The organism is Actinomadura atramentaria DSM 43919, assembly GCF_000381885.1.
GTDB classification, from domain to species: domain Bacteria; phylum Actinomycetota; class Actinomycetes; order Streptosporangiales; family Streptosporangiaceae; genus Spirillospora; species Spirillospora atramentaria.
This window is the reverse complement of sequence record NZ_KB907211.1, coordinates 233,396-259,370: the sequence shown is the minus strand read 5'-3', so window position 1 is coordinate 259,370 and position 25,975 is coordinate 233,396. Positions and strand designations below refer to the sequence as shown.

Sequence of the window (25,975 nt, the reverse complement as noted above, 5' to 3'; positions counted from 1 at the left end):
CCGGGATCAGCCGCGCGGGGCCGCGTCGGGGCGCGGCAGGCCGAACAGGTCCAGGACGTCGGCCAGCGTCCGGGTCGCGCCCCGGGCGCGGGCGGCGGCGAACGCGTCCGGGCCGAGCGCGGCCCGGACCGCCGTCTCCACGGCCGTGACGTCGGCCAGCGCCAGGTCCGGCGCGCCGCGCAGCGCCTCGGCCGCGCCGAGCAGGTCCGCCGCGCGCTCGGGATCGCCGTCGTGCAGCGCCAGCGCGGCCTGCCCGCCGAGGACGTGCGCGATCACCGGGTGGTCCAGCGACGACGCGGCCGCGCGGATCGCGTCGTCGAAGCGGCGGCGTGCCGCGTCGGCCGCGCCCGACGCCAGGTCCAGATGGCCGCGCGTCGTCTGCACCAGCGCGCGGAACTGCGGCGGGCCCGGCAGCTCGCCCGCCAGTTCCTCGGCGCGCGCCAGCCGGGCGCGGGCCTCGTCCGGCCGCCCGAGGCGCAGCGCCAGCTCGCCCAGCCGGTACGTCAGGATCGCGACGCTCTCCGTCGAGCCCTCGCGCTCCGCCCGCCGGTGCGCGGTGCGCAGGACGTCCGCCGCGCGGTCCCGCCGCCCCGACAGGAACAGCGCGTTCGCCAGCTTCGCGCGCGAGTGCGGGTTCCAGCCCTGGCCCTCGCCGAGCGCGTCCTGCAGCGCCAGCGTCTCCTCCAGGACGCGGACGGCGGCGGCGTGCGCGCCCCGGCGGCCCAGCAGCTCCGCGCGGGAGTCGAGCGCGAACGCCAGCCCCCACCGGTCGCCCGACTCGCGGAACGCCCGCTCCGAGCGCGCGAAGTGCTCCTCGAGCGATTCGGTGCGGCCGAAGTTGTGGCCGAGCTGCCCCTCCACGAAGTGCGCGACGCCGCGCACCCACGGATCGGGGTCGTCCTGGAGGGCGCGCAGCGACGCCATCGGCTCGCGCCGGACGTTCAGCGCGGACTCGTCCCACCCGTCCGCGAGCAGGTCGCAGATCACGGCGGCGACCCGCAGCACCGGGTGCGCGGGCCGCCCCGCCGCGTTCCCGGCGGTGATCGCGTGCGCCTCGCGGAGCAGGCCGACGCCCTCCCACGCGTGCTCCCCGTCGATCCGGACGATCGCCGCGTAGGCCAGGGCGCGGGCCGTCGTCTCGTCGCGGGGGACGTCCGGCAGGGCCGTCGCCTGCGCGGTGTGCTCGCGGCTCTCGTCGATCCGGCCGCGCATGAACCAGTACCAGCCGAGCGCGGCGCAGAAGCGCAGGGCGCGCGGGGCGTCCCCGGCGGCGATCGTGCGGCGCAGCGCGGCGTTCAGGTTGTCGTGGTCGGCGCTGAGGCGGTCCAGCCAGACCAGTTGCTCGGCGCGGGTGAGGTGCGGCGCGGCGTCCTCGGCGAGGGCGAGGAAGAAGTCGGCGTGGGCGCGGCGGACGGCGTCGGCCTCGCCGGATTCGGCGAGGCGGTCCAGGCCGTAGGCGCGGATCGTCTCCAGCATGCCGTAGCGGGGTGCGCCGGACGCGGTGTCGACGGTGAGCAGGGACTTGTCGACCAGGGCCGTCAGGACGTCCAGGACGTCCGCGCCGTCCAGTTCGCCGCCCGCGCCGACGTGCTCGGCGGCCTCCGGCGTCGCGCCGCCGTGGAAGACCGCGAGCCGCCGCCACAGCGCGCGCTCCGGGCCGGTCAGCAGGTCCCAGCTCCAGTCCACGACCGCGCGCAGCGTCCGGTGGCGGGGCAGCGCGGTGCGGCTGCCCGCGCGCAGCAGGCGGAACCGGTCGTCGAGGCGGTCCGCGACCTGCGCCGGGGTGAGCGCCCGCAGCCGGGCGGCGGCCAGCTCGATCGCCAGCGGGACGCCGTCCAGCGCCCGGCAGATCCGCCGGACGTCCGCCGCGTTCGCGCTCGTGACGGCGAACCCGGGCGCGACGGCGGCGGCGCGCTCGGCGAGCAGCCGGACCGCCGGGTACGCGAGCGCCGCGCCCGCGCCCGCGCTCGTGTCCGCGTCCGCGCTCGGGTCCGCAGCCACGTCCGCGCCCGGGTCCGTGTTCGCGCCGGGGTTCGCGCCCGGGTTCGCCGGGCCGGGCGGGACGGCCAGCGGGCCGACCGGCCACAGCGCCTCGCCCGTGATGCCCAGCGGTTCCCGGCTCGTCGCGAGGACGCTTACGCCAGGGCACTCGGCCAGGACGCGGTCGGCCAGCCGCGCCGCCGCGTCCAGCAGGTGCTCGCAGTTGTCGAGGACGAGCAGCAGCCGCCGGCCCGCCAGCGCGCGGACGACGCGGTCCAGCGGATCGGCCGCCCCGCCCGGTCCGGCGGCGGGCGGCGCGGGCAGCGGCTCGCGCGCCAGCCCGTGGGAGACGGTCTCGCGCAGCCGCAGCGCGGCGGCGACGGCGGCGGGCACCTCGGCGGCGTCCGCGACGGGCGCGAGCTCCACGCTCCAGACGCCGTGCGGGAACGCCCCGCCCGCCGCCGCCCGCGCGCCCGCCTCCAGCGACAGCCGCGTCTTCCCCGCGCCGCCCGGCCCGGTGAGCGTGACGAGCCGCCCGGCCGCCAGCAGTGCCGCGACCCGCTCCAGATCCACGTCCCGCCCGACGAAACTGGTCAACGGCGCCCGCAGATTCCCCCACCGACCAGCACCGGCGTCCACCGCCCCGCCCGACCCGCCATCGGCGTCCGCCGCCCCGCCCCATGCGGCGCCGCCCTCCCACGGCCCGGGCCGCGCGGTGTGGGTTTCGTTTGGCGGGGTGGGGGCGCTCTGGCCGGAGGCGGCGTTGAGGGTCGGGTCCTGGCGCAGCAGCGCGGCGTGCAGGGACGCCAGCTCCGGGGACGGGTCCACGCCCAGTTCGTCGGCCAGGGTGCGGCGCAGCGCCGCGTACTCGGCCAGCGCCTCGGCCTGGCGGCCCGCGCCGTACAGGGCGCGGATCAGCCGGGCGCGCAGCGGCTCCCGGAGCGGTTCGGCGGCGGCGAGCGCCTGCAGTTCGGGAATCAGCTCGGCGTGCCGGCCGAGGTCGAGGTCGGCGTCCGCGCGCTCGTCCAGCGCGGCCCGGCGCAGGCCCTCCAGCCGCGCGGCGCGAGCGTCGGCGGCGGGACGGCCGAGCGCGTCCGCCAGCGCGGGGCCGCGCCACAGCGCGAGCGCGGCGCGCAGTCCGGCGGCGCGGTCGGCGGCGGACGGGGCGCGGCGCGCGGCGGCGAGCCGGGCCTGGAAGACGTGCGCGTCCACCGCGTCCGGCGGCACCGCGAGCCGGTACCCGGCAGGCCCGGACGGGATGAGATCGCGGCCGATCGCTGCGCGCAGCCGCGAGACGAGGGACTGCAGCGCGGCGGGCGCCGCGGCCGGGACGTCGTCCCCCCACAGCGCGTCCACCAGCGCGGACGCCGCGACGGGCCGTCCGGCGTCCAGCGCGAGCAGCGCCGCGAGCGCCCGCAGCCGCGCCCCGCCGACCGCGACGGGGCGGCCGTCCGCCGTGACCTCCAGCGGCCCCAGGATCGCGATCCGCACCGGTCGATTCTCCCCCATCGCGGACCCCCGGACGCCGGAACGCCCCGGCGGCCGCACGGCCACCGGAGCGTTCCGGTTCTCCAGGAAGGACGGTCAGGCCGCCTTCTCCTTCGGCTTGGCGTCCGCCATCGCCGCCAGCTCGAACTCGGCGCGCGGCTGCTCGATGCTGCCGAGCGACACGGTCTCGCGCTTGAAGAACAGCGCGAGCGTCCAGTCGGCGAGGACGCGGACCTTCCGGTTGAAGGTCGGGACGCGCGACACGTGGTACGTGCGGTGCATGATCCAGGCCGGGAAGCCCTTGACCTTGAACCCGTAGGTGTTCGCGACGCCCTTGTGCAGGCCGAGGCCCGCGACCGAGCCCACGCTGTTGTGGACGTACGGCTTGAGCGACTTGCCGCGCAGCGCCCGGACGAGGTTGTCGGCCAGCACCTTCGACTGCCGGACGGCGTGCTGCGCGTTCGGGGCGCAGAACATGCCGTCCTGGGTGAGGTCGGGCACGGCGGCGTTGTCCCCGGCGGTGAAGGCGCGGACGACGCCCTCGACCGTCAGGTACTCGGTGGCCTTGACCTGGCCGCGCTCGTTGAGCGGCAGGTCGGAGTTCTTCACCACCGGCGACGCCTTGACGCCCGCCGTCCAGACCAGGGTGCCCGCCGGGAAGCTGCTGCCGTCCGAGCACTCGATCACGCCGCCGACGGCCGACTGCAGGAACGTCTTGAGCTTGACGTCGATGCCGCGGCCGCGGAGCTGCTCGGCGGTCCAGCGGCCCATGTCGGGGCCGACCTCGGGCAGGATGCGGTCGGCGGCCTCGACGAGGACGAACCGCAGGTCCTGCGGGGTGACCTTGCGCATGTACTTGACGGCGCCGCGGGCCATGTCCTCCAGCTCGGCGAGCGCCTCGACGCCCGCGAAGCCGCCGCCGACGAACACGAAGGTGAGCGCCTTGCGGCGGATCTCCTCGTCGTCGGTGGACTCGGCGATCTCGAGCTGCGCGAGGACGTGGTTGCGCAGGTGGATGGCCTCGCCGATGGTCTTGAAGCCGATGCCGTTCTCGGCCAGCCCGGGGATCGGGAGGGTGCGGGACACCGACCCGGCGGCCATGACCAGGTAGTCGTAGGAGATCCGCTCCGGAGGCCCGGCGAGCGGCTGCACGATGGCCCATCGCTCGTCGTGGTTCAGCTCGGTCACGCGGGCGTTGCGGACGGTGCAGCGGGGCAGCACGCGGCGCAGCGGCGCGACGACGTGGCGCGGGGAGACGTTCCCCGCGGCGGCCTCGGGGAGGAACGGCTGGTACGTCATGTACGAGTTGGGGTCGACGACCGTGATCGAGACGTCGCCCCGCTTCAGCTCGCGGCGCAGCTTCTTCTGCAGCCGCAGAGCGGTGTACATGCCCACATAGCCGCCACCCACGATGAGGATGTGGGGAGCGCCAGGGGTTCCCTCGGCGGTCCTGGCCATTGCGGCCTCCTATGTCACGGTCGGCTTGTGAAGACATTCACAAGCTAGCCGATGGCACGGACCAAACGCCAACCGGCCGCCACGAAAGAAGCCAAAATCTTTCCGTTCGGTAAAACTGGACCGATGCTGCGCCGTGAACTTCGCCACTCTTTTCCCTAGAACCGGGCATCTGGCAGCAAAACACGCATGATTAACGTCACACGACGAATCCGGGAGGCGGCCGCCGACGCGCGGGCAACTCGCGCGCAAGTCCCGTCCCACCCCGCCGCACACTCTATGGTTGGGGCGGACGAGGAAGGGGGCGGCGCCGGCGCCGTTCCGCCGCCGCGAACGGGCGGCCCGGGCGACCGGGCGGACCGCCCGCCCCGGCGGGCGAACACGCGGGAGCGAAGCACCATGAGCATTGACCGACGCCCGGCCCTGGCCGCGGCGGGCGCGCTCGCGCTCGCCGCCGCGCTGAGCGGCTGCGGGACGATCGGCCGCCCGGAGAACTCCAGCGTCGAGCTGGGCGACGGCTTCACCGTCACCAGCCCCGCGTTCCGCGATGGCGGCGACTTGCCCACGCGCTTCGCCTGCGCGACGTACTCTGGCTCCGACTCCCTCGGCAAGACCCCGCCGCTGCGGTGGTCCGGGGCGCCGACCGGCACCCGCTCGTTCGCCATCGTGATGGACGACCCGGACGCCAGCGACGGCGCGTACGTCCACTGGGTGTACGCGGGCATCGACGGCAACCGGCAGGAACTCGTCGAGGGCACCCATGTCGACAAGACGGTGGAGGGGCTCAACACCGGCAAGAAGGTGGGCTACGCGCCGCCGTGCCCGCCGAAGGGCGAGCGGCACCGGTACCGGTTCACCATCTACGCCCTGAACTCTCCCGCGCCGTTCGCGAACGGGGCGCAGCTCAAGGACTCGCTGCCCGCCATCGCCGAGCACACCATCGCCCGGGGCAGGATCACCGGGAACCTCGGCGGCAGGTAGGCGCGTTCAGATGAGGCCGCCCCGCGCGCGATCCCCTCGGGGGACGGGAGCCGACAGCCAGCGCCGCCCGGCCGCACCGGCCGTGCGGAACACGCCAGATGAGGGTAGATGTGCGCGAAGGGTGTGACAACGGTCATAGCGGTCGGCCAGAATCGTTCTAGGTCCGCGGGAAACCGGCTGCTTGCGACAACGACGGACGCGGCCTCCCGGGCCGTGGCCGGGATTCTCGCCGGACATTGGGTGGTGGCATGACTTCTTACATCGTGGTCTTCGGCCTGATCGTGGTCGTCGTCCTGGTCGTGGTCCTGGTGGCGCTCGGGCTCCGCGCCAGCCGGGCCGGGCAGGACGACGACGACTGGGACGAGGAACCGCAGCAGCAGGGCCGCGGCCGCCGCGGCGCTCCCCCCGCCGCCCACGACCCGCAGCCCGACGACGGCTACGGGTACGAGGACGACTCCTACGGGCCGGGCGCGCCGCAGGCCGACGCCCCCGACCACGACCGCCGCGTCGCGGGCGGCGCGCCGCTGGCCGCCCCGCCGTCCGCCGCGCCGCCGCCCCCGCCGCAGGGCGGGAGCGACGAGATGGCCGACGACGACTACTGGGCGACGATCACCTTCGACAAGCCCAAGTTCCCGTGGCAGCACGGCGACCAGGGCGAGCGGCAGGGCGCCGACCAAGGCGCCGACCCGCTGCACGCGGGCGCGCCGCAGGCCGCCGAGCCGCCCGGTCTGACCCAGCCCGTCACGCCGGACCTGCTCCAGGGCGGCGGGACCGGTCCGCAGCAGAACCCGGCCGCGCCGCAGCCCGGCGCGTTCGCGCCCGCCGCGTTCGGGGCCGACCCGACCGCCACCGCGGGCGACCCGATCCCGGTGGAGCCGCCCGCGCAGCCGTCGTACGAGCCGTCCTCCTACGACCAGCCGTCCTACGACCAGCCGTCCTACGAGCAGCCGTCGTACGAGCAGCCCGCCGCCGCGTTCGACGCGCCCGGCTACGGGCGGTCCGACCAGCCCTCCTATCCGGAGCAGCCGCCGTTCGGCGAGCAGCCGTCGTATCCGGAGCCGCAGCCGTCCTACGGCTCGGCGGACCAGTCCCCCTACGGCGGCGACCCGCTGGGCGGGCTCTCCTCGACGCCGCCCGCGTCCCCCGGCCTGCCGTTCGACCCGCCGCCGGGCGACCCGCGCAAGGGCGACCCGCGCACGTCCGACCCGCTCGGGCTGCCGCTCGGCCGGACCGAGGAGCCCGCGGCCGGGGGCTGGGACTCCGGGCCGCTCGGCACGCCGCCCGTCCCGCCGATGACGCCGCCGCCCGTACCGCCGCCCGTGTCACCACCCGTGTCACCACCCGCGCCGCCCGCGTCCCCGGTGCCGCAGCCCGCCGCGTCGTCGGACGGCGACCTCGGCGGCAAGCTGCCGACCGTGGACGAGCTGCTGCAGCGCATCCAGTCCGACCGGCAGCGGTCCGCGCCGCCCGCCGCGCCCGAGCCGCAGAGCACCTACGGCGGCGGCCTGCCCGACGCGCTGGGCGGCGACCCGCTGAGCACGGGGCCGTCGTACGGCGGCTCGTCGTGGCAGTCGCAGAACCCGGCGCCGTCCTACGAGCCGGAACCGTCGGGGTCGTCCGGCGGGTACGCCTCGTCGGGCTCGTCGGGCTCGTCGGGCGGGTACACGTCGTCGGGCTCCGGCCTCGGCGGTTACGGCGGGTCGAACACCGACGGCTACCCCAGCTCCCCGTACGGCGACCCGCCGCGCTACGACGACCCGCTCGGCGGCGGCTCGTACGGCTCGTCGTCCTACGGGGGCGGGAACCCGGGCTCGACGGGCGAGCAGCCCGCCGAACCGGCCCGCTACGGCGACTACGGCACCGGCGGGCAGAGCGCGCCCGCCTTCGACCCGAACGCCACGCAGGCGTACGGCGGGAACTACTTCGGGACGCCGCCCGCCCAGGAGCAGCGCCCCGACCAGCGGCCGGACCAGCGGCCCGACTACCCGCCCGCGCCGGAGGGCGGCCAGTACGGCTCGTCCTACCCGCCGGGCAAGGACCCGCGCGCGCCGCAGGACGACTGGGAGAACCACCGCGACTACCGGCGCTGACGACCGCGCCCGCAGGGAAGGGTCACCGCACCGCGCGGTGACCCTTCGCCGTCCCGGGAGGGGCCGGTCTCCCGGCGGTTTCCCGCGCTTGGTAAGAAAGAACGGTGACAGGTGATATGTCCACGCCGCGCAAGTCCTCCCCGACCGGCCGCTGGTGGGCGCCGTGGGCCAACCGCAGCCGCGGGCTCCCCGACGACCTCGACGCGCCCGGGGTGTCGCCCAGCGCGCTGCTGCTGAACGGCATCCGCGACTACCACGGCAGCACCGTGCCGCTCGTCCAGCCGATCATGACCGAGCTGGCGTTCGAGCAGAAACCCCAGCACCTCTTCATCACCTGCGTCGACTCCCGCGTCGTGCCGAACATCATCACGTCCAGCGGGCCCGGCGACCTGTTCATCAACCGGAACGTCGGCAACCTCATCCCCCGGTACGGTTCGCGGACGCCGGACGACTCCGTCGCGGCGACCGTCGAGTACGCGACGAACGTCCTCGGCATCCGCACCATCACCGTCTGCGGACACTCCAACTGCGGTGCGATGGCCGCGCTGCTCGCGGGCGGCACGGAGGTCGAGCACCTGACGGCGCTGACGCGCTGGATGCGGCACGCCCACCACAGCCTCGCCCGATTCCTGGACAACGGCCCCGACGACCGGCCGCCGATGACGCGGCTCTGCCAGATCAACGTGCAGCAGCAGCTCGACAACCTGCTCACCTACCCGTGGCTGCGGGAGATGGTGGACGGGGGCGACGTCGAACTCGTCGGGCTCTATCTGGACCTGGAGTCCGCGCAGGTCAGCGTGCTGGACCGGGAGACTCAGCGGTTCTCGGCCGTCGAGAGCGCGCCGCCCGGGACGGCGGAGACGGCCGCCGCCCCCTGACCACCGCAACCTGACCACCGCACCCTGACCACCGGGCCGTGAGCGAACCGGGCGCTCCCTCGCGGAGCGCCCGGCCGCGCGGTCACCGGCGGACGAGCTCCCCGGTGTCGTCGGTGTCGCCGACGCCGCCCCGCACGTACATCCCGGTCAGGCGCCGGGCTCGGCGCGCCTGCGCCGAGGACGCCGGACGGTCCAGCGCGTCGGTCCGGCTGGCGCGGGCGAAGTCCAGCAGCCAGACGGCCAGGGTCATCAGGGTCACCACAGCGAGCACACCCGCCACGATCAGGACGTCCACCGGCGCTCCTCTCCCGCGGGGCCTGCGTCCCGCCGCCGTCGCCGGTCCCCTGCTGCGACCGGTCGTACCACGACGGTAGGCGCGCCCCGGCCAGAAGTTTGTGGCCGATGACCCGTTTCCCGAAGATTTTCCGCGCCGCTTCCGCCCCGTGCCGAATGATCAGCGCCCGGCGATCAGCGACGGCGGCCCAGCCCCTCCATGACGAGCCCGAGCCCGACCCCGAGCAGCCAGGTGTCCTTGGCGATCGGGATGCCCTGCTCGGTCGGCCGCAGGCTGCCCTCCCGCCGCATCCCCGGCGTCTTCAGGTACAGCCCGACGAGCCCGCCCGCGAACGCGGTGAGCGCCGCCCCCGCGACGACGGACGGCACGAACGGCAGCACCAGCGCCGCGCCGAGCGCGATCTCCGCCTGCGACAGCCGCTTGGTGAACTCCTGCGGGTCCATGTCCTTGAGGAACGGGTACGTCCCGGACGCCATGCCGTGGATGCCGCTCGCGGCCTCCTCGGGCGCCTTGGACTTGGTGAGCCCCGAGTTGAGGATGAACGCCCCCGTCGCGAGCCGGACGGGCAGTTGGTGCAGCAGTAGGCGCTTGCCCATGTTCCCCACCTTTCGCTGAAGTTAGCGGCAACGACCGTGATTCCCCACCGCTGCCGCTCCAACCACGCCGTTGACCAGGGCGGACGGGTGTCAGACCCCGACCGCCCGCTCGGCGAGCAGGCCGTCCAGGACGTGCAGCGCCCGCCACGCCCGCGTCATGCCGAACCGCGCCGTGTACCGGACGACCCCGCGCACCTCGTCGGGCGTCGCGCCCGCGCCGAGCGCGCGGGTGACGTGGAGGCTGAAGCTCTCGGCGAGCGTCTGGTAGAGGACGTCCACGGTGATCGTCGCGAACGCGCGCTCGCGGACGCTGAGCTGGCTCATGCCGGCGCGCATCCGCGACTGGAGGTCCATGTAGTCGGCGAACGGCGCGTCGAGCGCGCGGACGCGGGCGCGGGCCGCCTTGGGGATGGGGCTGCCGGCGCCGTCCGCGTTCACTTCGTGGGCGCGGCCGGTCGAGCCGGGCAGGCCGAGGTCGTGTTCGACGGCGGCGAGCCGGTCGAGCGCGGCCAGCGCCGCCGGGTAGCCGCTGTCGTAGGCGATGAAGCGGAGCAGTTCGCGCAGGTCGTCGGCCGTGAGGCCGTGGTCGCGGGCGGCCCCGACGTGCGCGGTGAAGGACGGGCCGAACGTCTGACCGCACACGTCCGCGACGAGGCAGAGCAGCAGCCGCTCGCGGACGGACGGGCCGTGCTCGGCCAGCAGCCGGTCGGTGGCCGCGCTCATCTCGGCGAAGACCGCGTCGCGCTCGCGCGCCGCGGCGGTGAAGGGGGATTCCATGAGGGCATCTCCTTAACTGAACAGCTGTAGCGCTACGAACGTAGCGCAACAGTTGCCCGGCTACAATGGCGATCATGGAGACGTCCCCTCCCCCGACCGGCGGCGCGCGCAGCCGCAACCGGCGCGGCCAGGGCGAACGGCTGCGCGCGGAGATCGTGGACGCCGCGCTCGCGCTGCTCGACGAACTGGCCGACGACCAGGCGCTGTCGATGCGGGCCGTCGCGCGGCACGTGGGGATCGCCGCCACGTCGGTGTACCTGCACTTCGCGGACCGCGACGCGCTCGTCCTCGCCGCGCTCGAACGCTGCCAGCACGACCTGCTGCGCGCCGCCGAGGCCGCCGAGGACGACGCGGGCGACGACCCGGTCGCCCGGCTCCGCGCCCGGACGATGCTCCAGGGCACGTGGGCGTACGAGCACGCGGGCCTCTACAAGGTGCTGCACGAGAGCGCCGTCAACCGGAGCTCGGAGATCCCGTTCCGCCGCAGGCTCGGCGACGGGACGACGCTCGCCGTCCGGCGCTGCATGGACGCGGGCCGCGCGCCCGCCGGGGACGCCGCCGAGGTCGCCCTGGACCTGCGCAGCGCCGTCCACGGCGCGGTCTCGCTGCGGCTGAACATCCCCGACCACCCGTGGCCGCCGCTGGCGGAGCAGGTGGACCGGTTCCTGACGCGCCTCGTCGGCGTGGAGCTCTGAGGGCGGCGGACGAGTCGGCCTGTAAGCCGGGTTCTGTGCCCGCCCCGGAGGGCGGGTGACGGCCATCCATCTCGGACCGCCGTTGCCGGCGGCCTCCAGCGGTCTACCCGCAGGCTCGGGCGGGCCGCCCTCGAACGCCTGCGCGGAGAGTTCGCACTCCCCTTCTTGACCTTGCTCCGGGTGGGGTTTACCGAGCCGCCCACGTCACCGTGGGCGCTGGTGAGCTCTTACCTCACCGTTTCACCCTTACCGCCGGCGGACCGGCGGCGGTCTGTTTTCTGTGGCACTGTCCCGCGGGTCGCCCCGGGTCGGCGTTACCGACCACCCTGCCCTGTGGAGCCCGGACTTTCCTCGACGGGGATCGCTCCCCGACGCGGCCGTCCGGCCGGCTCGTCCGCCGTGCCGCAAGGATAGCGCTCAGCGCAGGTGGTGGGTGTCGTTGAACGCGTGGAGCGACGCCGGTCCGTCGTCGTACCAGCGGACCGACGACAGCGACGCCACGTCCAGGTGCATCCGGTACACCGCCTCGACCGGCGCGCCCAGCGCCCGCCGGACCAGCAGCTTGATCGGCGTCACGTGCGACACGACCAGCACCCGCCGGTGCCGGTACCGCACCATCAGCTTGTCCAGCGCGGTGTCCACGCGCCGGGCGACGTGCGCGAAGCTCTCGCCGCCGGGCGGCGCGACGCCGGGGTCGGCCAGCCACGCGGCGAGCGCGTCGGCGTCCCGCTCCCCGACCTCGCGGAACGTCAGGCCCTCCCACGCGCCGAAGTCGGTCTCGCGGAACCCGTCCTCGACCCGGACGTCCGCGCCCGTCGCGGCGGCGACCGCCTCGGCCGTCGCGCGGCAGCGGGCCAGCGGGGACGTGACGATCGCGTCGATCCGCCGGTCCTTCAGCGCGAGCGCGGCGGCGCGGGCCTGCGCCAGGCCGTTCTCGGTGAGCGGGACGTCGCCCGTCCCGGCGAACCGCTTCTCCACCGACAGCGGCGTCTCGCCGTGCCGCAGCAGCAGCGTCGTCGTGGGCTCGGTCGTGGCGGGCGACCAGCCCGGCGCGGCGGCGGGCGCGGGCTCGCGTTCGGCGCGCTCCCACTCCTCGCCGCGCGCGGCCGCGTCCATCGCCTCGTTGGCGAGCCGGTCGGCGGCGGCGTTGCGGTTCCGCGGAATCCACGAGTACGTCACCGAGCCGAGCGTCCCGGCGATCTCGCGGGCCTCCAGCGCCAGCGGCACCATGTCCGGGTGCTTGATCTTCCAGCGGCCCGACATCTGCTCCACGACGAGCTTGGAGTCCATCCGGACCTCGACGCGCGCCGCCGGGTCCAGCTCGGCGGCGAGCCGCAGCCCCTCGATCAGCCCCCGGTACTCCGCGACGTTGTTGGTCGCGCGGCCGATCGACCGGGCGTGCTCGGCCAGCACCTCGCCGGTGAGCGCGTCGCGGACCAGCGAGCCGTACCCGGCGGGCCCCGGGTTGCCCCGCGACCCGCCGTCCGCCTCGACGACGAGTTTCCGTCCGGTCACAGGCCCGACTCTGCGGTGCGGACGAGGATGCGCCGGCACTCCTCGCAGCGGACGACCTCGTCGTCGGCGGCCGCGCGGATGCGGTTCAGGTCCACGGTGTTCAGCGCCAGGTGGCAGCCCTGGCACGCGCCCCGGTACAGCACCGCCGCGCCGACGCCGCCGAACTGGCCGCGCAGCTTCTCGTAGAGGGCGAGCAGGTCGTCCGGGACGTCCCCGGCGACGCCCGCGCGGGCCGTCGTCGTCATCCCGGCCTCGGCGTCGATCCCCTGCCGGGCCTCGTCGCGGCGGGTCCGCAGCGCGGCCAGCTCCTCCTCGGCCTTGGCCAGGTCGGCGCGGAGCGCGCCGACGCGGCCGTCGGCCTCCTCGCGGCGCTCCATGACCTCCAGCACGACCTCCTCCAGGTCGGACTGGCGGCGGGCCAGCGACTCGATCTCGGTCTGCAGGCCGCTGAGGTCCTTGGCGGACGTCACCTGCCCCGAGTCCAGCCGCTTGCGGTCGCGCTCGGCGCGGGCGCGGACCTGGTCGACGTCCTGCTCGGCCTTGCGCTGCTCGCGGTCCAGGTCGCCGACCTCGGTCTCGGCCGCGACGATCGCGTCGCGCAGCTCGGCGAGCCGCGCCTCCAGCCGCTCGATCTCGGCCAGCTCCGGCAGCGAGCGGCGCCGGTGCGCCAGCCGGTCCAGCGAGCTGTCCAGCTCCTGGAGGTCGATCAAACGCTTCTGCGCGTCCGGTGCGGCTTTCACTTCACTCCTTCGTCGTGGAGGGTCCACGCGTCGGTGACGAGCGTGGACACCCGGGTCTCCAGTGTGCCGGGGCCGAGCAGCGCGCCGAGCCGCCGCGCGGCGTCGGCCAGCCAGGGGTGCTCGGTCGCCCAGTGCGCGGCGTCCACCAGGGCGGGGCCGCCCTGTTCGGCGAACTCGGTCGCGGGGTGGTGGCGCAGGTCGGCGGTGAGGTACACGTCGGCGCCGGACGCGCGGGCGGCCGCCAGCAGCGAGTCGCCCGCGCCGCCGCACACCGCGACGGTGCGGACGGTCCGTTCCGGGTCTCCGGCGGCGCGCACGCCCCACGCCGTGGCGGGCAGGCCGCGCGCGGCGCGGGCGGTGAACTCCGCGAGCGTGACGGGCTCGGGCAGGTCGCCCACCCGGCCGAGGCCGCGCCGGGGGTCGTCGGCGGCCGGGGCGAGCGGCCGCAGGTCGCCGGTGACGCCGACCGCGCGGGCGAGCGCGTCGGACACGCCGGGGTCGGCGACGTCGGCGTTGGTGTGCGCGGTGAACAGCGCGACGCCGTTGCCGATCAGGGTGTGGACGGCCCGGCCCTTCGGCGTGGTCGCCGCGACGCCCGTGACGCCGCGCAGCAGCAGCGGGTGGTGCGCGACGATGAGGTCCGCGTTCCAGGCGACGGCCTCGTCCACGACGGCGGCGAGCGGGTCGACGGCGAACAGCACCCGGCGGACCTCCTGGCCGGGGTCGCCGGTGACGGGGCCGACCGCGTCCCACGGCTCGGCCCAGGCGGGCGGGTACAGCTCGTCGAGGGCCGCGATGACGTCGGAGAGGCGCACGTCGGCAGGCTACCGCCCGCGGGCGGTCCGGCGGGGCCGCCGGGCGCGGACGCCGGTTCCCGGTTCGCACGTGTAGCGACCGGGCCGGGTGGGAACGCTCCTCTTTTGGTGCCGTGACCGTTCTGTCGGACGGTGGCGCGCACCCGGTCCAGGGAGGCGGTACGTGCGACGGCCCCACCGGCTATCGTGTTGGGCTCACGGAGTCCCAGGTGAACGCGCCTTTCCGGCCTACCGGGATCAAACAGCAGGCCCATCGCGTTGGAGTGTGTGTGAAGTCACCCTTTCGCCGCCGCAGGCGCGTCAAGGGACGTGCGACCGTCCGGCGCACGCCGCAGGAGCAGGAGATCGTCGACTGGCCCACCGAGGGCACCGGCCGATCGTCGCTGATGGGCGCGATCCGCGGGGACGGCGAGACCGGCGCCGGGTTCGGCGGCGGGATGTTCGAGGACCTCGCCTCGGCGTTCGAGGGCTCCCGGAAGGTCAAGGTGGAGGAGCAGGAGGCGGCCAAGCTGCGCCGCCACGACGACCTCCAGCAGGCCGGCGGGGGCCGCGACGACCTCGACTCCGGGCGCATCCGCATCCGGCGGGACTCGCCGGGCGACGGGGCCGACGACCGCGCCTGACCCGCACTCGAACACACTTTCGAACAACGGGTATCGTGGCGGGGTGAGCACCTACGTTCCGCCCGGCTGGCCCGACGGGGTCCATCCGCCGGGCTCCGAGCGCTTCGAGGAGACGGCGCTGGCCTGGCTGCAGGACCTCGTCCCGCCGGACTACCGCCGGTACGGGGTGCTGCGCCGCTACCCCGTCGCGCTCGCGCGGATGGCGCGCCAGCACGTCGGCGCGGCCGTCGCGGCGGCCCGCGAGGGGTTCCGCACCGCGCGCGTCGAACTCGGCGGCGCGGTCCCGCCGCACGGCGTGGACGCGGTCCTGGACGCCTACCGGGCGGAGGGGACGCGGCTCGTCGCGCTGCTGGCGGCGGTCGAACTGGTGGAGAGCGCCCTGCGCGACGGCGCGGCGGGCCGCGCGTTCACGCCCCGGCTCTGACGCTGCTCAGGGGCCGCCCACGCCGGACGGCGTCGCCACCCGGAAACCCTCGTCGCCGATGCCCAGCCGGGCCCTGATCGCGGCCTCGACGTCCGGGACGTCCGGCGCGGCGACCAGCGCGACGACGCAGCGGCCCAGCGCCCGGCCGCCCAGCGCGCCGCCGTCGCGGGCGGCGGCCAGCGCCTCGTCGGCGGGCGACGCCCCGGGGACGTGCGCCTCGGTGAGCAGCGGTCCCAGCTCCGCGAGGTTCCCCGTCCGCAGCGTCGCGACGGCCCGGTCCAGCAGGCCCGGCGGCGCGGCCGCGCGGACCGGCGGCGGCGCGCCCGGCCCGAGGTCCGCGACCAGCAGCCGCAGCCCGGCCGTCGCCAGGTCGCACGGCAGATGGCGGACCTCCCCACCCGCGACGAGCACCGCGTGCGCCTCCCGCGCCCGCAGCGACGCCGTGTAGGACGCGCTCGGCGCGGGGGCCGCCCCGGCGGGCGGCCCGAACACGTCCCCGAGCGCGAGCGAGACCGCGCAGCGCACCGCGCCGCCGTCCACCAGGTCCGTCTCCTCCGGCAACTCCCGGTGCAGCACGAGCCGGACGGCGGGCGCGGGCACCGCGTGCCCGACCAGCGCCGCGACCGCCGGGGCCGCCCACGCCGGGACCGGCCCGGCCGCCGCCAGGCCCCACGCCGGGGCGGCGAACGGGTCGGCGGGCCGGTCCGCCGCGCGCACGTCCACCCGGCCGTCGCCGGACGGGCCCGCCGCGACGACGACGCCCCACGGCAGCGCCAGCGCGAGCGCCGTCCCGTCCGCGCCGTCGAACAGGCTGACGCCGCCGTGGACGCGCCGGACCGTGTCGGGCTCGCGCCCGTGGACGCGGCCGAACACCTCGCCGGTCCGCCGGACCTCCGGGGGGACGTCCGCCCGCACCGGTTCCGCGACCGCGGCGGGTTCCGGCAGCGGATCGGGGCCGTCGCCCGTCACGCCAGCTTCTCCAGCCGGTCGGCGGCCGTCGCCGCGCCGCCCGCCGCGCGGAACGACGCCGCGACGCGCTCGGCGGCGGCCCGGTAGGCGTCGTCGGCCAGCACGTCGGCCAGGACGGCGCGCAGCTCGTCCGGCGTCGTCCGGCCGAACCGGACGCGGCGGCCCGCGCCCGCCGCCTCGACCTGCCGCGCGACGACCGGCTGGTCGTCGCGGACCGGCGCGACGACCTGCGGCAGCCCGTGCGCCAGCGCCTCGCAGACGGTGGTGTGGCCGCCGTGCGACACGACGGCCGCGACGCGGTCGAGCAGGGCGCGCTGCGGCACCTCGGGGCGGACGATCACGTTCGGCGGCGGGTCGGGCAGCATCCCGTCCGGGGCGACGAGCACCGCCTGCACGTCCAGGCCCGCGACGGCCTCGGCGGCGGCGCGCAGGAACCGCTCCCCCACCGGCGTCCCCAGCGTGCCGAGGGTGACGAGCACGACGGGCCGCCCGTCCAGCAGGTCCAGCGGGAAGTCGCCGCGCGGCGCCCGGCCGAGGGCCGGGCCGGTGAACGCGACGTGGTCGGGGAAGAACGACACGTCGCCGAGCAGCGCGCCCGTCGAGTAGACGATGACGAGGTGGTCGGAGAACCGCAGGTCGATGAGGTCTTCGATGCCGTTGTCGAGCTGGAACGCGCCGACCTGGTCGCGGACCCACTCCTCGACCAGCGGCAGGCCCGCCAGCGGCCGGGCGAACTCGGCGGACGTCGCCGCCGACGTCGCCCACGGCAGCCCGCGCCGCCGCGCGACGACGGGCGCGGCGAGGATCTGCTGGTCGCTGACGACCACGTCGGGCCGGAACCGGTCCACGGCGTTCTCGACGCCCGGCAGCATCGCGTGGCCCAGCGGGACCAGCAGCCGCTCCCACAGGAACCGCAGCGCGGCCGGGCCGCGCAGCCCGAGGCCCTCGCTGCGCGCGGCGGCGAACCGGCCGGAGAACGCGGGGTCCTCGGCGTGAAAGATCCGCGAGCCGCCCTTCAGCAGCGGCTCCAGCGAGTCCTTGTGGCCCGTCCACGCGACGCGGTGGCCGCGCGCGGCGAGCTCGGCGGCGACGGCCCGCGCGGGCGCGACGTTGCCGGGGACCGGCGGGACGGCGAACAGGAACCGGCGGCGCACCGGCTCCTCCTCCGGCGGCGGGGCGGGCGCGGTGCCCAGCATCTCGCCCAGCGACGGGACCTGGACGCGGCGGCCCCTCACGACGCCGCCCCCCGGCGGGCGTCGACGTCGGCGGCGACGTCGCCGACGGTCAGCGCCAGCAGCCCGTCCAGGTCCTGCTCGGCGAGCAGGCCGGGGAGGTCGGCGGCGGGGCCGAACTCCGCGCGCAGGCGGTCGGCGAACGCGTCGACCTCGGCGTCCTCCAGGTCGAGGTCGCCGTACAGGAGCGTGTCCGGCCGCAGGTCGGCGGGCGGGGCGGCCGGGGCGACGACGGCGGCGAGCAGTGCGGCGACCGCCTCGAACGTTCCGCCGCCCGGCGCGGGCGCCGGTCCGGTGGTGCCGGTCATGTGATGTCCTCCCGTGGTGAGCGGATAGGGGTCGGATGCGGCCGCCCGGCGGCGCGTCAGCGGCCGCGCGCGCCGAACACGACGCGCGGCTCGGCGCCGTGCGCGAGTTCGCGCAGCAGGTCGCGGGCGGCGGCGGCCGGGTCGGGCGGCGTCCCGTCCGGGTGCGGGGCCCACCCGGCGGTGAGGACGCGGCAGCCCAGCGCCTTCGTCCAGACGGGCGCGAACGCGCCGCACGCGTCGTGCGCGGCCGCGCCCGCCGTGCCGCCCGCGCCGCCGAGGACGGCGAAGAACCGCAGTCCCTGCGGGGCCGCCGCCGCGAGCGCCGCCGCGCCGACGGCCTGCGCCCGGTAGGCGCGGTCGAACTCGGCCGGGGACGTGTCGCGGACGGACCGGCCGGCCGCGAGGCCCGCGCCGTGGACGACGCCGTCGAGGCGGCCGTGCCGCGCCCGGACGGCTTCCACCAGCGCGCGGACGGCGGCGGCGTCGGCGACGTCCACCCGGTGGCGGCCCTCGCCCGGCGCCTGGTCGGGGCCGGCGAGTTCCACGCGGCAGCCGGTGGCTGCGACCAGGTCGCGGGCGACGCGGGCGGTGAGGTCGTGCGCCGCGCCGGTCAGCAGGACGACCGAGTCGGCGTCGAGGCCGAGCGGGGCGTGCGGCTCGGCGGGCAGGTCGGCGGGGACGGTGTCGAGGGTGCGGCGGACCGCGCCCGCGTAGGCGACCGCCGCCGGGCCGTCCGCGTCCAGGAGTTCGGCGAGCAGCAGCGCGGCGAGGGCGGCCGGGGACTCCTTGGCGTCGACGTCCACGGCGCGGACGAGCGCGGCGGGGTGCTCGGCGGCCAGCGCGCGGGCGAGGCCGGGCAGGCCCGCGCCGGGCAGCGCGTCGCCGACCGCGCCCGCGAGCAGCACGCGGCGCGCGCCCCCGGCCAGCGCGGCGCGGACGCCGCAGTACGCGGCGGGCAGCACCGGGCCCGCGCCGGGGCGCAGCGCGGCGAGCTGGACGAGCACGTCGCGCGGGATCTTGGCCGCGCCGTCGTCGCGCGCGGAGACGGTGACGCGCGCGCCCCGGCGCTCCAGCAGGTCGGCGAGCGCGAGCGCGATCCCGCCGCCGTCGTCCACGACGACGACGTCCGCGCCCGCGAGCCGGTCGTCGCCCGCCCCGGGCACGGCGGCGGGCGGCACGACGACGGACCGAACGACGTGGCGGACGACCGGCCCGACGACGGGCCGGAAACACCCGTCCACCGCCGACGCCCGCCCGGCGGCCTCCGCGCCCGCCGCACCCGGCTGTCCGGGGACGCACACGCTCTTGGGCTCCACATGCCGCGCCACGGCCGCCTCGGGCGGACACGCGTCCGCTGGCGCGGCGCGCGGCACGGGCTCCGGCCTGGACGCGGGAACACGCGGACCTTCCGGTCCCGCATCGAGCAGCGCACGTTCCACCTGCGGCTCGCACGCGCTCTCCGACGTCGCGGGCTCCGCCTGCGATGCGGCGGCGCGCAGTCCTTCCGTGTCGCACGACGCGGGCCGGGACTCCGCCCGGGGCACAGCGGCGCGCAGTCCTTCCGTGTCGCGCGGCGCGGACTGGGACTCCGCCTGCGGCGCGGCGGCGCGCTGTCCTTCCGCGTCATGCGGCGCGGGCTGGGGCTGGGGCTGTGCCTGCGGCACGGCGGCGCGCGTTTCTTCCGCGTCGTACGACGCGGACCGGGACTCGACCTGCGGTGCGGGAGCGCGCAGTCCTCCGGCGTCATGCGGCGCGGGTCCGGGCTCCGCCTGCGGCACAGCGGCGCGCGGTCCTTCCGCGCCGGGCGGCGCGGACCGGGACTCCACCTGCGGTGCGGGAGCGCGCAGTCCTCCCACGTTATGCGGCGCGGGCCGGGGCTCTCCCTGGGGCACAGCGGCGCGCAGTCCCTCCGCGTCGCACGACGCGGGCGGGGACTCTGCCTGGGGCACAGCAGCGCGCGGTGCTTCCGCGTCGTGCGACGCGGGCCGGGGCTCCGCCTGCGGCACAGCGGCGCGCGGTCCTTCCGCGTCATGCGGCGCGGGCTGGGGCTGTGCGTGCGGTGTGGAGGCGAGAACGCGCGGGGCCGCCGGTTGCGCGTCGGGCGGCGCGGGCCGGAGTTCCGCCTGCGGCGTGGGCGTGGGGACGCGCGGCTCTGCCGGCTCCGCGTCGCGAGGCGCGGGTGCGGGCTGCGACGCTCGCGTGTCTGCCGGGTCTGCGCTGGGCGGTGTGTGCGCGGGTTCTGCTTGTGGCGAGGGCTCGGCTTTCTGTGTGGGTGCGTCTTCCGAGCCTGCGCTGTGTGGTGCGGGTTCGGGGCTTGCGGCGGGGACGTGCGGGGCCGGGGTTCGCGGGTGGGCGGCCAGGAGGCCGAGGATCACGTCGCGTTGGGCGGCGAGGAGTTCGCGGCCGGTGCGGAGGTATTCCAGGACCGCCTGGCCCGTGTCGATGGGCGGGTGGTCGGGTGCGGGCGGGGTCGGGGTGTCGGCCGCCGAGGCGGGGGCAGGGACGGGTGTTTCGTTGGGGGATGTCTCATCGCGGGTGGTGTCGTCGCTCGCTGAGTCATCGTGCGGCGTCTCATCGGGCGCCGTCTCGTCCAGGACGGTCGCGTCGCGGCCCGCGAAGAGGGCGGACGCGTCGACCGGGACGCCCGCCGCCGCGAGCTCGGCGAGGGCGGGCAGGAGCCCCGCGAGGCCGGGTGCATCGGAAGCGTCGCAGGCCACGGCGGTGTGCGGGCGGTCGCCGAGGATCTGGCCGACGTAGCCGGTGAGGTCCCGGCCGGGCCCGGCCTCCACGAAGATCCGCGCGCCCGCCGCGTACATGGCCTCGACCTGCTCCACGAAGCGGACGGGCGCCGCGACCTGCCCGGCGAGCGCCGCCGCCAGCTCGCCCGGGTCGGCGGGGCACGGCGCGGCGGTCGTGTTGGACCAGACGGGGAACGCGGGCGAGCGCAGGTCGCGAGCCCCGAGCGCGCGGCGCAGCGGCATCGCCGCCCCGGCGACCAGCGGGCTGTGCAGCGCGCACGGCGCGGGCAGCCGGTCCACGCGGACGCCCCGCTCGGCGAGCCGGGCCGCCGCGCGGTCCAGCGCGGGCGTCGAACCGGACAGCACGACGCGGCGGGGGGCGTCGTGCCGGGCGACGACGACCTCCGACAGGCCGTCCAGCGCCGCCCGGACGTCCTCCAGCGGCGCGGCGACGGCCGCCATCGCGCCCGGGTCGTCCGTCCCGGGCCCGCCGCGCGCGGCGGCGAGCAGCGCGGCCGACCGCGCCGCGCCGAGCGCGGCGAGGTCGTCGTCCCCGAACACCCCGGCCGCGCACAGCGCCACGAGTTCGCCGTGCCCGTGCCCGGCGGCGAGATCCGGCCGGACGCCCAACTCGGTCAGCAGCCGATGAACGGCCAACCCGGCGACCCCGGGCACCGCGCCCGCGTACTCCTCACCGGACGCGGACCCCCCGCCTCCCCCGTCGGCGGCCACGGAGCCGGACGCGGCGTGCCGTGCGGACGCGGCTCGGCGCTCGGCCGCGACGCTTTGCTCGGACGCGGCGGTCTGCGCGGACGCGGTGTTCGGGGCCGGGGCGGGTGCGCGCAGGAGGCGGCGGAGGCGCGGGAAGGCCAGGAACAGGTCGGTGAGCGGGCGGGCGGGGTTCTCGTCGCCGTCCGGGTAGAGGAACGCGACGTCGCCGCGCGGCGTGTCGGCGGCGGGGAACACGCCGGGCGCGGCGCGTCCGGCGCGCGCGGCGGCGAGCTTGGCGCGCAGGTCGGCGGGGCCGGTGGCGACGAGCGCGCAGCGCAGCGGGCCGGTGTCGGCGGCGCAGGTGCGGGCGAGGTCGCGGAGCCGGACGTCCGGGCGGCGGGCGAGGGCGGCGAGCCGGTCCAGCGCGGCGTCGGCGTCCGCGCCGCGCACGAGGAACAGTTCGGCGGGCCACGCGGCGAGGCCCGACACCGGGTCGGGCGCGCCGTCGTACCCGGTGAGGACGGCCCGGTACCGCGTCCCGGCCCCGGAGGCGGCCGCGCGGGCGGTCCGCTCGCCGGGCGGCGCGAGCCACGGCCGCGCGCCGGACGCGCCGGGCAGCACGCCCGCGTGCAGCGCGAACACGGCCGCGACGAGTCCGCCGAGGCCGTCGAATCCCGAGTGCGCGGGCTCGTCGCCGGATTCCGCCGCGGCGACGAGGGCGTACACGCGGTCGCCGTCGCGTTCGGCGTCCGCGCGGCGCTTGAGGACGAGGCACGCGCCGCCCGGCCCGTCCGCGCCGCCGCAGACGACGAGGTCGGCGGTCCCGGCGGCGAGGTCGCGGCGGGCGGCGGCCAGGGCGGCGAGCGCCGAGGCGTCCCCGGCGGCGACGGACCACGCCGCGCCGCCGAAGCCGAGCGACGCGGCGACCGGCGCGGCGTCGGCGGCGCCGAGCACGACGGCGGCGCGCGAGCGGTCGAAGGGCCGGTCGGCGTATCCGGCGTCCGCCAGCGCGCGGGCCGCGATCTCCGGCAGGCCCGGCGGCGAACCCGGCACGGGCGCGGCCGACGGCGCGACGGTCCGCGCCCAGAACTCCGCCGCGTCCGGCGCGTCCGGGAACGCGCAGCCGACGCCGACGACCGCGACCTCCGGCGGCGCGTCCGGCGGCGCGGCGGCCGGGACGCGGCCGAGGGCGGCGACGCGGTCCGCCAGGAACCGGGCCGCCCCCTCGGTGACATTCCGGTGCAGATCGGCGACGCGTTCGGGGAGCGAGCGGCCGTCGCCGGGCCGGGTGTCCGCCCACGCGGCGTCCACCAGCACGCGCACGTCCGCGCCGCGTTCGGCGAGCGGCCCGGCGAGCGCGGCGACCATCGCGGCGGACCGCTCGTCCGGGACGCCGCCCGCGAACAGCACCGACAGCGGCTCGTCCGGCCGGTCGGCGGCGAACGCCAGCAGCCGCCCGACCTGCGCGTCCCACAGCGGGAGGCACGCCCGGCCGCCGCGCGCGGCGCGCTCGGCGCCCTCGAACGCGAACCGGCGGACGCCCGCCGCGAGGAACCCGTCCAGCAGCGCGGGCTCGGGCGCGTGCAGGTACGCGCGGACGCCCGCGTCCTCCAGCGCCGCCGCCTCCCCGGGCCGCCCGCCGCCGAGCAGCGCGAACGGGGGCCGGACGGCGGCGACGGCGGCCAGGTGCGCGGCGCGCGCCTCCGGCGGGACGGGCCCGGGCAGCTCGACGCCCCAGGGCAGCCCGCCGACCCGCCGGGCGGTCTCGGCGAGGACGGCGTCGTCGCGGACCGTCTCCGGCAGCACGACGAACGGCAGCCCGCCCGCGCGCGCCACGGCCGCCGCGCCGCGCGGGAATCCGAGCGGCACCCGGTACGCGACCCGCGGCGCGGCGTCCGGCGCGGCCGGGACGCGGGCCGCCGCGCGCAGGTGCTCCCCGATCGCGCGCCGGACGGCCTGGACGACGCCGCCCGCCGTCCGGTGCCGGGCCGCGAGCGGCGCGGCCAGGTAGCCGTCCTGCCCGACCGGCAGCGGCGCGACCGCCAGGCCCGCCGGGCCGAGCCGGGCGGTGATCCCGGCGAGGTCCAGGCAGGACAGGTCGACGTCCGGCAGGTCGGGCCGCGCGTAGATCCGGTGGCCCTCGACGACGCGGGTCTCACCGCCGTCCATCGCGGCGAGCGCCGCCGCGACGTCGGCGGGCAGCTCCATCTCGCGGACCAGGGCGAACTGGACGTCCAGGACGACGCCCGCCGCGCCGCCCGCCACGGCCGCGGCCGCCGCGTGCGGGCCCATCCCGCCCGCCGCGAACACCGGGAAGTCGGCGGGGAGTTCGTCGAGGAGCCGCCGCAGCAGGGTGAACGACGTGCGGTCGCCGACGCGGCCGCCCGCCTCCGCGCCGCGCGCGACGAGGCCGTCCACCGCCGGGACGAGCGCCAGCGCGGCCGCCGCCTCGCCCGGGTCGACGACCTCCACGAGCGTCCGGCGGCCCCGCGCGTACCCGGCGACGTCCAGCGGCGCGCCGGGCCGCAGCGCCGCCGCGTCCACCAGGACGGTGCGGACGGCGTCCGGCAGGTCGTCCGGCCGCACCGGGCAGCCCGCCGGGACCCGCACGCCGAACGGCCCGCGCCACCACCGCGCCACCTCGCCGAGCGCCGCGAGCGCGGCCGCCCGGTCCACGCCCAGGTCCAGCACGCCCAGCCCGCCCGCCCGCGCCACCGCGACCGCCACGCGCGGCGCGGGCCGGCCGAACGGGCCGATGCCGATGATCTCGCCGGTGAACTCCGTCTCGGCCGCCATCGCCGCCCCTCCGCCCTCGGCGCCCCCTCACAACGCTGCGCAAGACTACGTTCAGTCACCGAGCGGAAACCGCCCCGACACGCCGTGTCCGACGGCACGGGCGTGAACGCGGCACCACCCGCCCGGTCAGGGCGGACACCACGGGGGGGCATCCCGCGCGCGCCGCCGCGACGTCCCGGCGGCGCACGCGTTGCGCCTCAGCGCCCGGCCGTGAGGAGCAGAAGCGACGTCGACCGCCCCACGCGCAGACCCCACGGCGCGAGGCTGGAGCCGACGCACGACCCGCCCGCGCGCACGACCACCAAGAGGGCGCAAGGCGCAAACCCCAGGTGGCGCACGGCCTGCCCCGCGCGCACGGCCACCAGCAGATCACAGGCGGCGACCCAAAGGCGGCGCACGGCCTGACCGCACACACGGCCAGGAGATCGCGGGACGCGAACCCGCAGACGACGCACGACCCGCCCGCGCGCGGCCGCGAGCCGCCAGGCGAGCGGCCGGGCGCTGGAGGTTCTTTTAGCTCACCGCCCTCGTGCGGTTGCCGTGGCGGAGGGTGCCCTGGTCGAGCCAGCGGTCGAGGTGGGCCCAGGTGGTGCGGCGGGCGGAGCGGCCGGTGAGGACGCCGAGGTGGCCGCCGGAGGCGATGGCGAAGCGGACCTCGGGCGCGTTGACGAGGAGCCGGGTGAGCGGGTGGACGGACGCGACGGGGGCCACCGCGTCGCCGCTGCCCGCGACGGCGAGGACGGGCACGCGCACCCCGTCGAGGGCGACCGCGCGGCCCTGGATTTCGACGCCCTCGCCGGTGAGGGCGTTGTCGCGCAGCAGCCGCCGGTAAATCTGGTCGGCGGTCCGCCCCGGATAGGCCAGCATCGAATTCGTGAAATGGTCGACCGCTTCGACCTGCGCCAAGAACTCGGCGTTGTCAATGTTGGTCAGCATCTTGTAAGGGCGCAGCACGTACTTGTCGATCCCGACGAGCTGGTACGCGCGTTTCACGACCGGCTGGGGGATGCCGCCGAACAGCGCGTTCACGACCCCGGTGGGCGCTCCCCCGGCGATGCGGGCGAGGGGCCGCAGCGGGGGGACGAAGCGGACGGCGGAGGTGTCCACGGGCGTCGCGACGGCGGCGATCGAGGCGATCGGCAGCGACGGGTCGGCGGCGGCCGCCAGGAGCGCGAAGATCCCGCCCAGGCACCAGCCGACGAGTTGGACGGGCTGCCCGCCCGCGTCGGCGCTGACGGTCCGGATCGCGGCGGGCAGCACCTCCCCGACCCACTCGTCGAAGCCCAGGTCGCGGTCGTCGCGGTCGATCGGCCCGTAGTCCAGGAGGTAGCTGAGCCGGCCCGCGCCGACGAGGTGCTCGGCGAGGCTGCAGCCGCGGCGCAGGTCGTAGCAGCGGGCGGGCGCGGCGAGCGGCGGGACGAGGAGCACCGGCGGTCCGGCCGGCACGACCCCCCGGGGCGGCCGGTACCGGTAGACCGATCGTTTCGGCCCGTCGTCGACCAGGGCGGCCGGCATCGGGCGGAGGTCGGCCAGGCGGCCGTAGAGGACCTTGTGGGCGACGTTGGCGGCGGCGGTGCGCAGGGTCCGGGGGGAGTGAATCATTTCGGTATTATCCGTCTCCATTCGGCGACCGGACGCGGGGACGGTTGACCAAACCCGGTCGGCCGGACCCTTGGAACATTCCTACCCTGGTCACGGGGCCCGAGAAATCACCGGCCCGTGAAGGGCGTGTTAATTAGTCTTGACATCGGCGCGCCGGGCCGACCCGCGCGCGCCTCGTCCGCCGACCCGGCGGTCATTCACCCGGACCCCTGCGCCGCGGCGGCCACGTCCCGCATACTGACGGTGACAGTCCGTGGCGACGGTGCC

The 25,975-nt window shown here is 77.2% G+C and carries 19 protein-coding genes and 1 other RNA gene; 6 read left to right on the top strand and 14 right to left on the bottom strand.

What is annotated here, in order from left to right; all coding sequences use genetic code 11:
• Positions 1 to 6: 6 nt before the first annotated feature.
• Entirely contained in the window at positions 7 to 3,471 is a 3,465-nt protein-coding gene (locus G339_RS33315) for an AfsR/SARP family transcriptional regulator (RefSeq protein ID WP_019631259.1), read from the bottom strand.
• Positions 3,472 to 3,564: 93 nt separating this feature from the next.
• Positions 3,565 to 4,926, bottom strand: a complete 1,362-nt coding sequence (locus G339_RS0111650) for an NAD(P)/FAD-dependent oxidoreductase (RefSeq protein ID WP_026341360.1) — start codon at positions 4,924 to 4,926, stop codon at positions 3,565 to 3,567.
• Between the two features lie 396 nt (positions 4,927 to 5,322).
• On the opposite strand from G339_RS0111650, the gene G339_RS0111645 reads away from it, so the two are divergent.
• The 3 genes from G339_RS0111645 to G339_RS36120 all read left to right on the top strand — a co-directional run bounded on the left by G339_RS0111645 (position 5,323) and on the right by G339_RS36120 (position 8,872).
• Positions 5,323 to 5,904 (top strand): YbhB/YbcL family Raf kinase inhibitor-like protein, encoded by a 582-nt coding sequence (locus G339_RS0111645; RefSeq protein ID WP_019631257.1) that lies wholly within the window; start codon positions 5,323 to 5,325, stop codon positions 5,902 to 5,904.
• Positions 5,905 to 6,152: 248 nt separating this feature from the next.
• Positions 6,153 to 7,994 (top strand): hypothetical protein, encoded by a 1,842-nt coding sequence (locus tag G339_RS0111640; RefSeq protein WP_157407520.1) that lies wholly within the window; start codon positions 6,153 to 6,155, stop codon positions 7,992 to 7,994.
• Positions 7,995 to 8,098: 104 nt separating this feature from the next.
• Positions 8,099 to 8,872, top strand: a complete 774-nt coding sequence (locus G339_RS36120; RefSeq protein WP_205625528.1) for a carbonic anhydrase — start codon at positions 8,099 to 8,101, stop codon at positions 8,870 to 8,872.
• Positions 8,873 to 8,954: 82 nt separating this feature from the next.
• Here the strand turns inward: G339_RS36120 and G339_RS0111630 are convergent, their stop codons facing one another.
• From G339_RS0111630 to G339_RS0111620, 3 genes are all read right to left on the bottom strand, one after another.
• A complete protein-coding gene (locus G339_RS0111630; RefSeq protein WP_019631255.1) occupies positions 8,955 to 9,167 on the bottom strand; it encodes a hypothetical protein in 213 nt (70 codons plus the stop codon).
• 173 nt (positions 9,168 to 9,340) lie between these two features.
• Complete coding sequence (locus G339_RS0111625) at positions 9,341 to 9,763, bottom strand: hypothetical protein (protein ID WP_019631254.1); 423 nt, start codon at positions 9,761 to 9,763, stop codon at positions 9,341 to 9,343.
• Positions 9,764 to 9,853: 90 nt separating this feature from the next.
• A complete protein-coding gene (locus G339_RS0111620) occupies positions 9,854 to 10,540 on the bottom strand; it encodes a carboxymuconolactone decarboxylase family protein (RefSeq protein ID WP_019631253.1) in 687 nt (228 codons plus the stop codon).
• Between the two features lie 74 nt (positions 10,541 to 10,614).
• Here G339_RS0111620 and G339_RS0111615 point away from each other — a divergent pair, with 74 nt between their 5' ends.
• Positions 10,615 to 11,235 (top strand): TetR/AcrR family transcriptional regulator, encoded by a 621-nt coding sequence (locus G339_RS0111615; protein WP_205625527.1) that lies wholly within the window; start codon positions 10,615 to 10,617, stop codon positions 11,233 to 11,235.
• Positions 11,236 to 11,241: 6 nt separating this feature from the next.
• Here the strand turns inward: G339_RS0111615 and rnpB are convergent.
• The 4 genes from rnpB to G339_RS0111600 all read right to left on the bottom strand — a co-directional run bounded on the left by rnpB (position 11,242) and on the right by G339_RS0111600 (position 14,305).
• Positions 11,242 to 11,628, bottom strand: an RNA gene (gene rnpB / locus G339_RS36645) — RNase P RNA component class A.
• A gap of 24 nt (positions 11,629 to 11,652) precedes the next feature.
• The gene (locus G339_RS0111610) at positions 11,653 to 12,750 is read right to left on the bottom strand and encodes a bifunctional RNase H/acid phosphatase (RefSeq protein WP_019631251.1); all 1,098 of its coding nucleotides are present in this window, start codon (positions 12,748 to 12,750) and stop codon (positions 11,653 to 11,655) included.
• Positions 12,747 to 13,490 carry a zinc ribbon domain-containing protein gene (locus tag G339_RS0111605; protein WP_019631250.1) on the bottom strand — a complete coding sequence of 248 codons (744 nt, stop codon included), beginning with the start codon at positions 13,488 to 13,490 and terminating at the stop codon, positions 12,747 to 12,749. Before G339_RS0111605 ends, G339_RS0111610 begins: the two co-directional genes overlap by 4 nt.
• Positions 13,487 to 14,305, bottom strand: coding sequence for a Nif3-like dinuclear metal center hexameric protein (locus tag G339_RS0111600; protein ID WP_019631249.1), 819 nt, complete (start codon positions 14,303 to 14,305; stop codon positions 13,487 to 13,489). The genes G339_RS0111605 and G339_RS0111600 overlap by 4 nt, the downstream gene beginning before the upstream one ends.
• Before the next feature lie 269 nt (positions 14,306 to 14,574).
• On the opposite strand from G339_RS0111600, the gene G339_RS0111595 reads away from it, so the two are divergent.
• Positions 14,575 to 14,928 carry a DUF6191 domain-containing protein gene (locus G339_RS0111595; protein ID WP_019631248.1) on the top strand — a complete coding sequence of 118 codons (354 nt, stop codon included), beginning with the start codon at positions 14,575 to 14,577 and terminating at the stop codon, positions 14,926 to 14,928.
• Positions 14,929 to 14,971: 43 nt separating this feature from the next.
• Complete coding sequence (locus tag G339_RS0111590) at positions 14,972 to 15,352, top strand: hypothetical protein (RefSeq protein ID WP_019631247.1); 381 nt, start codon at positions 14,972 to 14,974, stop codon at positions 15,350 to 15,352.
• Positions 15,353 to 15,358: 6 nt separating this feature from the next.
• On the opposite strand, the gene G339_RS36590 is transcribed toward G339_RS0111590, so the two are convergent.
• The 5 genes from G339_RS36590 to G339_RS33295 all read right to left on the bottom strand — a co-directional run bounded on the left by G339_RS36590 (position 15,359) and on the right by G339_RS33295 (position 25,708).
• Positions 15,359 to 16,321 (bottom strand): hypothetical protein, encoded by a 963-nt coding sequence (locus G339_RS36590; RefSeq protein WP_019631246.1) that lies wholly within the window; start codon positions 16,319 to 16,321, stop codon positions 15,359 to 15,361.
• Positions 16,318 to 17,556, bottom strand: coding sequence for a glycosyltransferase (locus tag G339_RS0111580; RefSeq protein WP_019631245.1), 1,239 nt, complete (start codon positions 17,554 to 17,556; stop codon positions 16,318 to 16,320). The genes G339_RS36590 and G339_RS0111580 overlap by 4 nt, the downstream gene beginning before the upstream one ends.
• The gene (locus tag G339_RS33305) at positions 17,553 to 17,861 is read right to left on the bottom strand and encodes a hypothetical protein (RefSeq protein WP_019631244.1); all 309 of its coding nucleotides are present in this window, start codon (positions 17,859 to 17,861) and stop codon (positions 17,553 to 17,555) included. Before G339_RS33305 ends, G339_RS0111580 begins: the two co-directional genes overlap by 4 nt.
• A gap of 56 nt (positions 17,862 to 17,917) precedes the next feature.
• Positions 17,918 to 24,106, bottom strand: a complete 6,189-nt coding sequence (locus G339_RS33300) for an SDR family oxidoreductase (RefSeq protein ID WP_019631243.1) — start codon at positions 24,104 to 24,106, stop codon at positions 17,918 to 17,920.
• A gap of 513 nt (positions 24,107 to 24,619) precedes the next feature.
• Positions 24,620 to 25,708, bottom strand: coding sequence for an alpha/beta hydrolase (locus G339_RS33295; RefSeq protein WP_019631241.1), 1,089 nt, complete (start codon positions 25,706 to 25,708; stop codon positions 24,620 to 24,622).
• Between the last annotated feature and the right edge of the window lie 267 nt (positions 25,709 to 25,975).